This is a genomic window from Fangia hongkongensis FSC776 = DSM 21703 (genome assembly GCF_000379445.1).
In the GTDB taxonomy this organism is placed as follows: domain Bacteria; phylum Pseudomonadota; class Gammaproteobacteria; order Francisellales; family Francisellaceae; genus Fangia; species Fangia hongkongensis.
In genome coordinates this window covers 181545-195360 of the sequence record NZ_KB902239.1, presented here as the reverse complement: position 1 = coordinate 195360, position 13816 = coordinate 181545, and the positions used below count along the sequence as shown (strand labels likewise).

The 13816-nt window shown below is 37.2% G+C and carries 13 protein-coding genes; 10 read left to right on the top strand and 3 right to left on the bottom strand.

Features of this window, described 5'->3' with window-relative positions:
- Positions 1–92: 92 nt before the first annotated feature.
- Complete coding sequence (gene hemH, locus A37Q_RS0100990; protein WP_018298394.1) at positions 93–1055, bottom strand: ferrochelatase; 963 nt, start codon at positions 1053–1055, stop codon at positions 93–95.
- Positions 1056–1197: 142 nt separating this feature from the next.
- Between hemH and A37Q_RS0100985 the strand changes: the two genes are divergently transcribed.
- Positions 1198–2592, top strand: coding sequence for a phospholipase D-like domain-containing protein (locus A37Q_RS0100985; RefSeq protein WP_018298393.1), 1395 nt, complete (start codon positions 1198–1200; stop codon positions 2590–2592).
- A gap of 18 nt (positions 2593–2610) precedes the next feature.
- On the top strand, positions 2611–3357 hold the full coding sequence (locus tag A37Q_RS0100980) for an endonuclease/exonuclease/phosphatase family protein (RefSeq protein WP_018298392.1): 747 nt from the start codon (positions 2611–2613) through the stop codon (positions 3355–3357).
- Here the strand turns inward: A37Q_RS0100980 and A37Q_RS0100975 are convergent.
- The gene (locus A37Q_RS0100975; protein WP_018298391.1) at positions 3354–4070 is read right to left on the bottom strand and encodes a hypothetical protein; all 717 of its coding nucleotides are present in this window, start codon (positions 4068–4070) and stop codon (positions 3354–3356) included. The two genes, A37Q_RS0100980 and A37Q_RS0100975, sit on opposite strands and share 4 nt — an antisense overlap.
- A 61-nt stretch (positions 4071–4131) precedes the next feature.
- On the bottom strand, positions 4132–6336 hold the full coding sequence (locus A37Q_RS0100970; RefSeq protein ID WP_018298390.1) for a glycosyl hydrolase family 18 protein: 2205 nt from the start codon (positions 6334–6336) through the stop codon (positions 4132–4134).
- Between the two features lie 445 nt (positions 6337–6781).
- Between A37Q_RS0100970 and plsY the strand changes: the two genes are divergently transcribed.
- The 8 genes from plsY to A37Q_RS0100920 all read left to right on the top strand — a co-directional run bounded on the left by plsY (position 6782) and on the right by A37Q_RS0100920 (position 13811).
- A complete protein-coding gene (plsY, locus tag A37Q_RS0100960; RefSeq protein WP_018298388.1) occupies positions 6782–7372 on the top strand; it encodes a glycerol-3-phosphate 1-O-acyltransferase PlsY in 591 nt (196 codons plus the stop codon).
- 110 nt (positions 7373–7482) lie between these two features.
- The gene (gene rplY, locus A37Q_RS0100955) at positions 7483–7773 is read left to right on the top strand and encodes a 50S ribosomal protein L25 (protein ID WP_018298387.1); all 291 of its coding nucleotides are present in this window, start codon (positions 7483–7485) and stop codon (positions 7771–7773) included.
- 135 nt (positions 7774–7908) lie between these two features.
- Complete coding sequence (gene pth / locus A37Q_RS0100950) at positions 7909–8490, top strand: aminoacyl-tRNA hydrolase (RefSeq protein WP_018298386.1); 582 nt, start codon at positions 7909–7911, stop codon at positions 8488–8490.
- A gap of 20 nt (positions 8491–8510) precedes the next feature.
- Positions 8511–9602, top strand: a complete 1092-nt coding sequence (ychF, locus tag A37Q_RS0100945) for a redox-regulated ATPase YchF (RefSeq protein WP_018298385.1) — start codon at positions 8511–8513, stop codon at positions 9600–9602.
- A 71-nt stretch (positions 9603–9673) separates the two neighbouring features.
- On the top strand, positions 9674–10717 hold the full coding sequence (dinB, locus tag A37Q_RS0100940; RefSeq protein ID WP_018298384.1) for a DNA polymerase IV: 1044 nt from the start codon (positions 9674–9676) through the stop codon (positions 10715–10717).
- Between the two features lie 236 nt (positions 10718–10953).
- A complete protein-coding gene (locus tag A37Q_RS0100930; RefSeq protein WP_018298382.1) occupies positions 10954–11736 on the top strand; it encodes a sulfite exporter TauE/SafE family protein in 783 nt (260 codons plus the stop codon).
- 103 nt (positions 11737–11839) lie between these two features.
- A complete protein-coding gene (locus A37Q_RS0100925) occupies positions 11840–12808 on the top strand; it encodes an HlyD family secretion protein (protein WP_018298381.1) in 969 nt (322 codons plus the stop codon).
- Entirely contained in the window at positions 12795–13811 is a 1017-nt protein-coding gene (locus A37Q_RS0100920; RefSeq protein WP_018298380.1) for an FUSC family protein, read from the top strand. Before A37Q_RS0100925 ends, A37Q_RS0100920 begins: the two co-directional genes overlap by 14 nt.
- Positions 13812–13816: the final 5 nt, after the last annotated feature.

Here is a 13816-nt window from a genome sequence, read left to right as displayed (position 1 = left end):
CGTGGTTGAATGAACATTTATGATATTAAAGGCACCGATCATAGCAAATAATTCACCCATCCAAAATGGCGTCAGTCTAAGGAATATGAAGATCAAACATACGCTGATAATATCTCACTCATCACTTTAATATGTGCAGGGGTATTATTAAGGCAATCAATATACTCAAAAGATGCCCCCCCAGCAGCTAGAAAGGCATTTTTATTCTCAATTGCAATTTCCTCTAATGTCTCTAGACAATCCACTGCAAAGCCTGGGCAGATAACTTGAACGGACTTTACAGCTTTTTCTGGTAAACTTTGAAGTGTCTCTAATGTATAAGGCATAAGCCATTTCTCCACACCAAAACGAGATTGGAAACACATGATATATTCACTTTCTTGCAACTGGAGTCGTTGAGCAATTTTTTGCGTTGTATGACAGCACTGATCATAATAAAGATCACCCTTTTCGATATAACTTTGTGGCAGCCCATGATAAGAGAATATCAGCTTATCAACCCGCCCTTTGTGCTGTTGAAAGTCTAAAATAGATTGGCAGATTGCATCGATATAACACGCTTTATCATGATAATCTGAAATCATACAAAGCTCAGGAATATAAGAGGCTTTTTTAAAGAAGTCATATACCGCATCAAAAACACTTGCGGTAGTCGTCAAAGAGTACTGAGGATAAAGCGGTAGCACAATCAGTCGCTCACAGCCTTCTTGCATGATTTTTGAAAGCGTATTTTGAATACTTGGCTCACCATAACGCATGGCATAAGAGATACTGACGTGCTCATCTGTTAGCTGATCTGCCAGCTTATCTGTTAACGATTTTGTATAAACACTCAGCGGCGAGCCATCATCCAACCAAATTTTCTTATAGGCTTTTGAAGACTTTTTAGGTCGTATATTCAAAATCACTCCACGCAGTATCATCTGCCAAAGTAATCCTTGGCGCATAATAACTCGCCTATCTGATAAAAACTCAAGTAAAAACTCTTTTACTTCCTTTTTCTCCGGCGCACTAGGAGAGCCTAAATTAACAAGCACAATTGCTGTCTTTTTCAAAGGAGCTGCCCTTTTGAATTGATCTTTTACTATTGTAACGATTTTTCATAGCACTGCTAAGATATTTAGAGATTTTCTACTACAATTAAGCGTATGAATGATATGATAAAAATGTAATTTTAATATATGCAAAAGGATCTCAATGAGCATATTTAATTTTCTTGAAATACACACCATTATTCTTATATGTGAAATTCTTATTCTACTGGTTGTAATCCGCATGGTTGCTGAAAAACAAAAGCCTACCGGCATGATGGCATGGATTCTGGCTATTTTATTAATTCCTTATGTTGCTGTGCCTTTTTACTTTATCTTTGGCATTCGAAAACGAAAAAGAAGACGACATAAAGGACAATTTACCCTGAGGAAAATTGATCATGTCGATGAAAGTCGCCCCTATCCCATTCGTACTGTATTGATTAATCAACACATTCCAAAGCCTACACGCAATAATGACTTTAGTTTATATACCAATGGAATTAGTGCTTATGAAGCGCTAATGACTCAGATCAATAATGCAAAAGACACCATCTATATTAGCACTTATGTCTTTCAAAATGATGATGTCACTGCAAACATTTTAAAGGCATTGACAACAAAAGCACAACAAGGCGTAACAGTTAAGTTGCTTATTGACGCACTTGGTTCATGGAAAGTATATTTTTTCTATCAACGTATCTTTAAACCACTTAAAGAGGCAGGAGCCAAAGTGGTATTTTTTATGCCTATTATTCAAATGCCTTTTCGTAACTACATTAATTATCGTAATCACAGAAAAATCTATTTATTTGACGATGAAAGTGTTTTAACAGGTGGAATGAATTTGGGAGATGAATACTTAGGACCCACAAAAAATGCAAAACGCTGGGATGATCTTTTATTTCTAATTCAAGGTCATGCTGTCTGCCACTTTCATAATATCTTCACTTCTGATTGGGAATACTCAGCCAAGGAGCATATTGCTCACATGTCCTCAATGCAGCGTGAATCCCATTATGGTGAGAGTTTATTACAAGTTGTTCCTTCAGGGCCCGACATTCCAAGCGATGCATTGTATGACTCACTTATTGCTGGCATTTATGCTGCCACAAAGCGTATCTGGATTGTAACTCCCTATTTTGTCCCATCGGACTCTCTATTAGAAGCACTTCAAATTGCTTATTATCGCGGCGTTGATGTGAAGCTTATCACACCCAAAGTCTCAAATCATTTAATCGCTGATTTAGCACGAAGTGGATTTATGCGCCAGTTACAGAATATCGGTGTTGATATTGTTTTATTTGACAAACAAATGATCCATGCAAAAGCCGTACTATTTGATGATAAAGCTGTCATGCTAGGCTCGGTTAACTTGGATAATCGAAGCCTCTTTTTAAACTATGAAATTGTCACCTTCGCCTATGATCAATCTATTGTGCGCGATATCTCCAATTGGATGCAAGGTTTTCTTATTGGCGCCGAACATCGCCTAGAAACGCCCTCCAAAATCAGAGGTTTTGGTGAAACTGTGGTAAAATTATTAGCGCCACTTTTATAATTATAACCTGTAGAGCCTATGTTACGACCAAAAAATATTATACAAACCTGCTCATCAAATCCCTCATATCAATTTGTGCCAGAAGAATTTACCCTATTGAGCTGGAACATTTATAAAATCAACCATAAAAACCCTGACAAATTTAATCATTTTATTCAAAAGATTAATCAAAGCTGTGCGGTGAAATTCTACTGTCTGCAGGAAGCAAAATACACAGATACCAGCGCCTTTCCTTTGCTTGATTTTTCCATGCATTTTGCTGCAAATTTACAACTTCGCTCACATGCTTATGGCGTATTGACAGCCAGTAACATTACCACACAATATGCCGAACAAATTCTTTCAAAAAAGACCGAGTTCTTATTTAAAACCCATAAATCATCATTAGCCAGTCACTATTATTTCAAAGATCACACACCCCTTATTATCATTAATGTCCATGCCATTAACTTTAAAAATGCAAAGGTTTATGCTGAAGAGATTCATCAGCTTTATAGCTATTTACAGTTCCACCCCCATGTCCCTGTTATTATTGCCGGAGATTTTAATTGCTGGAATAAGCGAAGGAATTTTTTGATTCAAGATTTCTGTCAAGCACTTGGACTCAAACAAGCTGAGTTTTCTGATGCACATCACATTAAACGTTTTGCCAAACATCCTTTAGATTTAGTGCTTTATCGTAACCTTAACTGCACGCTATCTACTGCAATTGACAGTGAAAAAATCTCTGATCATAACCCACTGTTATTAAAGTTCACACGTTAGTGGCAAACATTTTGATTTGGATTAAAAACTTCCCAAACTTTCCACTGTTGTGTTTTATTGACCTCTTCAGGTGTTTTGCTAGGATCAGTAATCCATGAACAGCACACCCATTCTTTACCATTATACTTAACTCTTGAGAACAAATTACCCGGATTCCAACTGCCATATTGAACACCCGATTGCCAGGTTTTCACTTCATTATTTTGATCTGGATAGGTCGGTGTAACATAATTTGCAACAGGAGCTGGCTTCTTACCACCACTTACAGTTAAACGCAAAGCGCCGCCATTATCTGAAGTGTTTGTTGGACACCAAAATCCTGCACCATCGGCTCTACAAATACCACTTAGTTTATTACCGGGACCTGTAATAAACTTGCCCTTCCCGTTATTGATATCAACGCTTAAACTCTGGCGCCCCGGAGCTGACGTTGCAAATGGCGTTCCCGCAACACCAAAGGTTGTTGTGGGTCTATGTAAATAGGCCATATTTTGTGGCTGATAACCGGATTCTTGATACTCTATTGCCACATTTCTCCCTGTAGATAGCGACAATGCTGTTGTTTTACCTACCGGCACACTGATCTTACTTTGCCCTTGAGGTGCAATAATAAGCGGAACGACACTCTTATTTGTGACCGTTAGTTCATAGTTTGCCCATACTGAAGACACAGCACATCCAGCGATCATTATACATAAAGGTAACTTTTTCATTTTTCTCCTTAATGCTTATTTTATTTTATTTTATCTTACTTTATTTCAGCTAAACACAGAGTTAACCATGTTTGATTGAGCATGTTACAGCATTTAATGTCCCACTCACTAAATAAGAAATACTTGTTGCACCTGACTCTGGCAAAGGGCAACTAATAACATTTTTAAGCATCCAACCATCATTCCATGCATCAATTTGAACAGGGTTTTCATTTAGATTTATTTCCCCAAGGTTATAAGTTGTATACCAGTTCATTGAGGTTATAGACTTACCAATGATATGATAGTATTGAATGGTTCCATATACTGAAACTTGCACTTTTTGAGTTGGCCTCGAACCTTGCACAATAATGGGAGCACTTTCAACTTTTTCAGTTTGCATTAGGCTATCTTGCGCCGTTATAATGATCTGGTCATTTATCGCAGCGCCTGACAATGTAAATTGACCTGCATTTGATATTGCACATGAGGCGCTAGTACTCGTTTTATCTTTGCAACTATAAATAATACGATCATCTTCAGACGCATTTTTAAGCGTTGCATCTGCTGTAAACTTTCCACCTTTTAAGTTTGCTGAACTAGGAGCACCTCCAGATGCCCATATAATAGAAGGTGTCACAACAGGGCTAGCTCCAATATAGCCTTGTTCAAAGTTATACATAAGTGAATTAGTTCTATCTTGATAACTAACATCATCATTAACCGTCCAGATAATCGCACCTTCTAACCCCTTATCTTTTACATACTCACCATAAGAATGTGCATCTTTTGCCGATATGTAACTCATAAAAACATCATCATATGTTTTCTTGTTATTGCTAGATACGTCAACAGCAGTAGGCTGATCTCCTGCATAAATCAGCTTCGCAGTAGTAGCTCTCCACGTATTTGCATATAAAGTGCTACCAATATTATAAGTTTTCCCAGTTTTAGGATCTGTATAGGTCCAATCTTTTGACATAAAAGGACCATTGGGTGTTAACATATTATTTAGAATATAAATATATGAGAAAGTTCCACTACACTGTAATGCTGGATTACTAGGTGTTAATGAAGTATCACAGTAAGTTGAGTCAAGGTCTCCGGGTACAATTTGTGTTTGTGTTGTAATCTTTTGAAATAGTCCATTATTCTCATTTGAAATATGTGTTAATGCTGAACGTGCATATGAAGGAATGCCAATGTTAACTTTTGATCTTTGCTCCTTAGTTAAACTTGACAACGCCTCAGCCGCCTTGTTGACAGAAAACTCATTTTTCCCATAGGGGCTATTAGGCAAAGCAAAGAGACTAGAGTGAAAACCTGTGCTTGCTCCTACACCGTCAAACGCCCCATGAAAATCATATGTCATCAAATTTAAATGATCTAGCCCTTGATTAAACCATGATAACAGCCAGCCATTACTTATTATGCCGCGCAGCAACTTAGGGTTTGACTGAATTGTAATTGACAACTGTAAGCCCATAGCTTTGATTTTTTGCACGATTTGGTTCTCTGCTAAGGCCTTAAATATCAGGCTTGTTTGATACCCCTCTCCACTATTATCAAACTCAATATCCAAATCTACACCTTGTACACCACGACTTTTTAGATAGCTGAGACTCTTAAGGAAGTTATTTATGTTTTTTGTCTGAATATTATTATTTTCAGCAACCAGATCATCCATTATATTACGATAGGTCCATCCTCCTATAGAAATATAATGTTGCAAGCTTTTATGACTATTATTGAGTTTTATGAATGCATCAAACCCACCATAACAGACATTACCCCAGCATTGCTGATCTGATTGCGCCCCTCTACTAAACGGCTGTTTTCCATCTCTATAGCACAACTTTAATGACTTAGCCTCACTCTCACCACAAAGCCCATTACTCTTTAAGTCCGAGTTTTTAAAGTCTGACCAAGAATCATTAAATCGAATGGTTCCATCACTTTGAGGCTGGAAAAAGCCATATGCTAAAGCACTGAGGCCTTCCACTGCACTCATCAAGTGTTTATTCTCTGTAGATTGGTGCTGTATTACTATCGTGTTATTATCAACTGCAGGATAACCTTCAGTTACACCCGGAATAACATAAGAAGGCACAGCAATTGGATGACCTGCTACCGCCATACTGCTACTAATGGTATTGTTATTCATATACCCAACATAGTTTGGATAATATGCCATTACATAAGGCTTATTATTTTCACTTGATGTAGCTGAAAATGCGCTACCTATTGATATTGCTACTAAAGCTACAACTCCTGTTATCTTCTTCACTTCTAATGCTCTCCTTTATTTTTATAAACTCAGTCCACAAACTTGATAATTAATCTTATTATTAAAAATTAATTATTGATTTGGCGTAATATATATTAAGACAAATTAATGTCCTTACTATCTCCCTTTTCACAAAGAATCAAGCTCCCCTGCTTTATATAAAAAGCAATTACTGCATTTCTCCTTACCTGTTAATTGATACAGAATGAAAATACATCATGATCAATTAGTAACATTTAGACTGCGGACTTTGCTAGTCTAAATCTTACTCCAGCTCAAATAGCTTAACCTCAACAAAAAGCACTGTAAACTTATTTTTGGTATAAAAATTAATTGTGTTAAATTTCAATGGTTGTTGCTCTGACAAACTAAAGCCCTTGACATCAATTCCCAAACTTCGGACACTTATGTGCATTCAGTAGAAAAGGACACCTCTTTATTTATCATGTTTATTTTAATGTTAATTATTGGCTATCTATTTGGCTCTATTAATAGTGCAATTCTCACCTGCCATGCACTTCGTTTACCCTCTCCACGTAGTATTGGTTCAGGGAACCCAGGCGCCACAAATGTTCTTCGCTTAGGTGGTAAAAAAGCAGCAGCAATCACCCTTATCGGTGATGCATTGAAAGGCTTTATTCCTGTCATTATCGCTCATGGAATCGGTTTAACACACCTTGAAATTGGCTATGTCGCACTTTTAGCAGTATTAGGTCACATTTTCCCAATATTCTTCGGCTTCAAAGGTGGAAAAGGGGTTGCAACACTCATCGGTGTTATGCTCGGGTTTTATTGGCTGGTTGGCGTTATCTTTCTGATTATCTGGCTACTTTGTGCATTAATCACTAAATACTCATCCCTGTCAGCATTAATCGCAACGCTTTTATCGGCATTAAGCACGATTTTGCTATTCAATATCACCACTGCAATTCCATTTTTAATCATGGCAATTATTGTGATTTTACGTCATTACCAAAATATTCAGCGCCTAATTCAAGGCACTGAAAGCAAAATTGGTCAAAAAAGCAAAAAATAAACCACCTTTTTATTAACTTTCTTTTGGCTATTTGCTACAATCCCCTTCTTGTTATAGGTTAGGGTCGCATAACTTATAGCTGGAAAATGATTAATTTAGAGGATATAACTATGACAGAATTTACATTTAAAGCTGACGCTAAAGCTGATACAGGTACCGGTGCGAGCCGCCGCCTACGTAAAGCAGGAAAGGTTCCTGCTATTATTTACGGTAAAGATCAAGCACCCGTTACTATTTCACTTGAGCATGATAAACTGCTTCACGCAACTGAAAATAAAACATTCTTCACAGCTGATTTAACAATTGATGTTGAAGGTAAAAGTGAAAGCGTAAAAATTAAAGCGCTACAAAGACACCCATTTAAGCCAAAATTACTTCATGCTGACTTTGTACGCATCTAAGTAAAACTAAAGCTTAATAGATTATCAAAACCAAGGCAAGCCTTGGTTTTTTTATGCGTTTAATTTGCACACCTAACTTGAATCAAATAAAATAAACATCGTCTCTTAAATCTAAACATAGCAAAAAGAAATATTATGTCTCAAATTCGCCTTATTGTTGGTCTTGGAAATATTGGCAATGAATACCTTGGAACACGCCATAACGCAGGTGAGTGGTTTGTCGAAACAATTGCTGATAAATTTAACACTCCCATGAACCTTAATAACAAGTTTCATGGCAAAGTTGCAACCATCAACCATTACTCTCACAAGCTTTATCTACTCTACCCAAATACCTTTATGAATAAAAGTGGATTGGCTGTTGGTGCGATTGCCAATTTTTATAAAATTGCTGCACATGAAATTCTCGTTGCACATGATGAGCTTGATTTACCTGCTGGGGATATCCGTTTGAAACAATCAGGTGGACATGGCGGACATAATGGGCTTAGAGATATTGAACGCGCACTTGGGTCACGTGATTTTTTTCGCATGAGAATAGGTATTGATCACCCAGGAGATAGAAATAAAGTCATCTCTTATGTACTTGGCAAACCACCGATCGAGGATAAAATTGAAATCGACCATGCCATAGATCGTGCTATTTCTTATCTAGACGATATAATACTCTTCAAACATCAAGGTGTAATGAATCAATTACATCGAAAGAAAACTTAAAAGACATAAGGAATCTATTTATGGGTTTTAAATGTGGTATTGTTGGACTGCCTAATGTCGGAAAGTCTACGCTTTTTAATGCCTTAACTAAAGCTGGCATTCAAGCAGAGAACTATCCTTTTTGTACAATCGAGCCTAATGTAGGCATTGTATCGGTTCCTGATCAAAGGCTTGATGCTTTAGCTGGCATTGTATCCCCACAAAAAATCATCCCTGCGACCATGGAGTTTGTTGATATTGCAGGGCTTGTTGCTGGCGCCTCCAAAGGGGAAGGTCTTGGTAATAAGTTTTTAGCAAATATTCGTGAAACCGATGCCATCGCCCATGTTGTGCGCTGCTTTGAAAATGACGATGTCGTCCATGTTTCAGGCACAGTTAACCCAATCGATGATATTCAAACGATTAATACTGAGCTTCTATTAGCTGATATTGAATCAGTAGAAAAGAGCATCTTGCGCTTACAAAAAATAGCAAAAAGTGGCAATAAAGAAGCAAAATCACAGCTCGAGATGTACCAATCACTTAAAACACACTTAGAGGAAGAAAAGCCTGCTAGGAGCTTTGAGTATACTGAAGAGCAATCCATTTGGATTAAACAAACACCTCTTTTAACGAATAAGCCAACATTATATATTGCCAATGTTGATGAAAATGGCTTTGATAATAACCCCCTTCTAGAAAAAGTATGCGCATTTGCAAAAGAGGACAATGCAAATGTTGTTGCTGTTTGCGCTGCCATTGAAGCTGAAATTGCTGAGCTTGACGAAGAAGAAAAGCTTGAGTTTTTGGAAGATATTGGTCTATCTGAGCCGGGGCTTAATCGTGTTATTCGCGCTGGATATGAGCTTTTAAACTTACAAACTTATTTTACAGCAGGTGTAAAAGAGGTGCGCGCATGGACGATTCCTGTTGGTGCAAGCGCCCCACAAGCTGCTGGCAAAATTCACACAGATTTTGAGCGCGGCTTTATTCGTGCTGAAGTCATTGCTTATGGTGATTATATCGATTACAACGGTGATAAAGCAGCAAAAGAAGCTGGAAAAGCCAGACTTGAAGGCAAAGAGTATATTGTTCATGATGGCGATGTTATTGTCTTTCGCTTTAATGTTTAACTTCTTTGCCTACCCTCAAGATTAAAAACAAGCTAAACTAATCTTAGGCTTGTATACTTTTATCTTTCTTTATGGTCCAAAAAATTATTCATATCGATTTAGACTATTTTTATGCGCAAGTGGAAGAACGAGACAATCCTAAACTAAAAGGGCAACCTGTTGCAGTTGGCGGCAGTGAAAATAGAGGCGTTTTAGCAACTTGTAACTATATTGCAAGAGACTATGGACTCCACTCAGCGATGCCAACAAAACTTGCCAAAGAGAAGTGTCCGCACCTTATTGTTCTGCCCACCAATATGCAAAAATACAAAGCCGCCTCGACAATTATTCGCCAGATATTTTATAAGATCACCCCTATCGTTGAGCCTTTATCCTTAGATGAAGCCTATTTGGATGTGACTGACGTGAATTTACATCAAAATAGCGCAACGCTCATTGCCAAGGAAATCAAACATCAAATCTTTACAGAAACTCAGCTCACAGCTTCAGCAGGCATTGCTCCCAATAAACTTTTGGCAAAAATTGCAAGTGACCTCAATAAACCAAATGGACTTTATACAATCAGACCCAAAGAGATAGATACTTTTATACACCATCTTCCTGTTAGCAAATTATTTGGTGTCGGTCACGCAACAAAAAAGAAGCTGAGCTCACTTAACATTGAGTATTGTCATCAATTACAAAAACTCTCACTCTCTACCCTTCAGGCACACTTTGGTAAGTTTGGTAATAGCTTATATTATTATTGCCGAGGAATGGATAAGAGAGTGGTCAATCCAAGTCGAATGCGAAAATCTATTTCAGTTGAACAAACTTTCAGCTCAGATTTAAACAGCCTTGAAGCCTGTCAAACCGCACTTGGTAAACTGTATCCAAAATTACTCACACGGATCAGTAATGCACAAGCCTTATGTATCTCAAGCTTAGTCCTCAAAATCACCGATAATAAATTCAATAAATACACGCTCACAAGACAGGCACATGAGGCTTCATTAGAGTATTTTTCATTATTGCTGCCAATGATTATTACAAGAACAGCTCATCCAATTCGCCTCTTAGGGATCGGAGTGCAGTTATCAGAAAAAGAAAATAAACAATTAAGCCTTAAGCTATAACATCACATTTTATCATAGGCATGATGAACAACAAAAATAAGCCATGTGCCGATAATGGAAGGTCCAAGAATTAACGCCGGAAGCTCTAGTTTTTTCAATAATTTCACAATAACGCCTCTATCCAGATAATCTTCAAAATATCATATCGTTTATTTGCCATAAACACTAAAGTTATCTACACCACAAGCAATATCTTCAGCTATAATCAGAGTAATTTAAATGCAGTAACCTCTTTTATGCTTACATTTATATTATTAATTATACTCATCGCCTTAGCAGGTGGTATTATCTCAGGACTGTTTGGCGGTGGCTCTGGCATTATTTTTGTCCCTGGATTTTTCGCTGTCCTTTCTTATTACTACCCACACAGTGAACATTTAATGCAAGTAGCAATCTCTACTTGTTTTGCCTCTAGTATTTTCATTGGGCTATTTGCCTCTAAGAAACAAATAAAATATTCACATGTTCAAGCAAGGCCACTTAAAGAAACATTTATTTATATTTTAATCGGCGCTATTATTGGCGTTTATTTAATGACGCTCATTCCAAGTGCCAAACTGAAACTCTTTTTTGCTATTGTGCTTTTTCTCATTGCGATATGGATGATAAAGCGCCAATTTTCCCCAACAAAACAAGCAGATGTCGGTCAAACACAAAAAATACTATTAGCTGGAATTGCTGGTCTTTGCACCATGTTATCAGGCGTTTCTGCATTTTTTGTACCCTTTTTTATTCGCTATGGTTTAGCAATTAAAAATGCCATTGGCGCCTCAACAATTATCACATTAACCCTGTCTTTTATAATGGGGATTTTAACGATTATATTTGGACTTCATGCCGATCATCTCCCACCGCATAACCTAGGTTATCTCAACTTTAGCATTTTTCTAACAGCGATTATTCCGAGCATCATCGGTGCAATTATTGGCTCCAGACTCACCTATGTTTTACCGATGAAGCCATTACAATACATCTATATTGCAATGGTGATTATCGTTGCTGTGATTATGCTTGTATAAACTAAAAGCATACCTCTATAACGAATATTCATTTATCCTCTCGCCCATCAAGCACTATCTTCAGCTATACTGATTACTATCTTTTGATAACACTATACTATCTATGAAATTATCTAAACTCCTTTGGAGTATTATTGTTCTTATTATCATTATTTTTGCTATTTGCTTATATTTATATTTTGACAAAAGCTTTGCCAGAGATGCCTATTTATATGCTCGCTTTTCAAAAGTTAATGCGCAACAAAGTGGTCAAGTGGTTAAGACATTCATTCATGATGGCTATCATGTTAAAAAAGGCGAACCACTTTTCACATTGGACTGTCGTGATTTAGAGGCACAAATGCAATCTTTAGGTACTCAAAAAGCAAAGCTCTCACAGAATATCACTGATATCAAAAAAGAACGCACGCTTGCCCAAAAGCAGGTTGATATAAGCACAAGACTACTTGCCATTGAGCAACAATCTTTTAATCGCTTTAATACACTTTATCAACGAAAAGAAATCTCCACACAAAGCTATGATACACAGTTAAGTCAATTAGAGCTTAAAAAAGCAAAGCTAACCACCGCCGAGCAAGCACTACAAAGTTTAAGCTCAGAGCAAAATCAAACCACCTCTGAGGTTCACATTCTTAATGCGAAAATGCATGAGCTTCAAATCAGCATCAGTAAATGCACTATCCGCGCCAAATTTTCAGGCATTATTAGCAGTTTTCATCTGGAGCCTGGCGACTATGTTAATGCAGGGAAAGCATTATTTTCAATTATTGATACTCAACACTGGTATGTCATTGCCAATGTTGCAGAGTCTAATACCAATAACCTCTCTATTGGACAAAGTGTTTCTGTGACCACAAGCGTCACTGGTTTCACAAAGTTCAAAGGGAAAATCATTTATATTGAATCAGGGGTGTTAAGACCGGAATATGCGCACTTTGAAGCATTAGCCGACATTAAACGAAATACCGACTGGATTCGTCTTGATTATCGCTTTCCAGTGATTATCCAACTTGAGAAGACACCTGAGCAGAAGCATTTTAAACTCGGTGCTGATGCGCATGTTTGGTTTTAAATCCATTGATATTGAAAACGACTCTAAAGAGCGTTTTATCCTTGCATTTTCTTTTACATTACTTGCGCTTATCGCTTTGTTTATTTGCTTTGCACTTCATATCAACAACCCCTTTTGGGCAGCCATTTCTGTATTTGCGTTGTCCGCCACCTCAAGCACCCCTATTTTATATAAATTCTGGCGGCGATTTGTTGGTACAGTTGTTGGTGCAATCCTTGCAGTTATATTTGTGCTTTTATTTGCAAATGGAGGCTTTTTTGCCCTTATCTTATTAATCTGCCTAAGTGCTGTTATTTTTTATTTTTCTAAGCGCCTCAGCGAAAACTATCTTCTTTTGTTTATTGCTGTTCACTTAGTTTTTCTTGGATCTGCTATGATTATTGATCCAAGTATTAGCTACTCCCTAGTTGAGGAACGTATACTCACCAATAGCATTGGGATTGCGCTTATTACCTTATTTACACTCATCGTCTTTCAGCTTAATGGCTATAAAAAGCCTATTATCAAGCCTTATCAAAAATCAGAAGCACTTTATTATGCTATTAATATTTCCCTATCCACCTTCTTCGCTATTTTAATTTGGCTGGCCTTTAATATTCCAGGCGGTGTTATTAATATTGCCATCACCATTATTGTTATTGCTGAGATTAACTACGATCAAATTCTGATAAAATCAGCCAATCGTTTTTTTGGCTGTATTATTGGTGTAATATGCGGATTATCGGCCTTGATTTTATCCAGCTATTCTTTGGTTTTACTATTTATTATCTTTGTTATCACATGCACCTGTTTTATCTATTATCACCTTCATCACCCAAAACATGGTTATGCAGGACTTCAGGCAGCAGTCGCCTTTTCAATCACTGCATTCCCAACACTTTATCCAGCAACGAGCTTTGTTGATGGATTATATCGAGCCCTTGGCATTTTCCTTGGCATTTGCATTGTGAGCGTGATTCATTTCATCCATGTACACATTATAAGAAAGATAATAGGAAACTAAAAAGA

Coding starts and splice junctions, on each gene's coding strand:
- A37Q_RS0100985 (WP_018298393.1), top strand. CDS start 1,198: ATGAGCATATTTAATTTTCTTGAAATACACACCATTATTCTTATATGT.
- A37Q_RS0100980 (WP_018298392.1), top strand. CDS start 2,611: ATGTTACGACCAAAAAATATTATACAAACCTGCTCATCAAATCCCTCA.
- A37Q_RS0100975 (WP_018298391.1), bottom strand. CDS start 4,070: ATGAAAAAGTTACCTTTATGTATAATGATCGCTGGATGTGCTGTGTCT.
- plsY (WP_018298388.1), top strand. CDS start 6,782: ATGTTTATTTTAATGTTAATTATTGGCTATCTATTTGGCTCTATTAAT.
- rplY (WP_018298387.1), top strand. CDS start 7,483: ATGACAGAATTTACATTTAAAGCTGACGCTAAAGCTGATACAGGTACC.
- pth (WP_018298386.1), top strand. CDS start 7,909: ATGTCTCAAATTCGCCTTATTGTTGGTCTTGGAAATATTGGCAATGAA.
- ychF (WP_018298385.1), top strand. CDS start 8,511: ATGGGTTTTAAATGTGGTATTGTTGGACTGCCTAATGTCGGAAAGTCT.
- dinB (WP_018298384.1), top strand. CDS start 9,674: ATGGTCCAAAAAATTATTCATATCGATTTAGACTATTTTTATGCGCAA.
- A37Q_RS0100930 (WP_018298382.1), top strand. CDS start 10,954: ATGCTTACATTTATATTATTAATTATACTCATCGCCTTAGCAGGTGGT.
- A37Q_RS0100925 (WP_018298381.1), top strand. CDS start 11,840: ATGAAATTATCTAAACTCCTTTGGAGTATTATTGTTCTTATTATCATT.
- A37Q_RS0100920 (WP_018298380.1), top strand. CDS start 12,795: ATGTTTGGTTTTAAATCCATTGATATTGAAAACGACTCTAAAGAGCGT.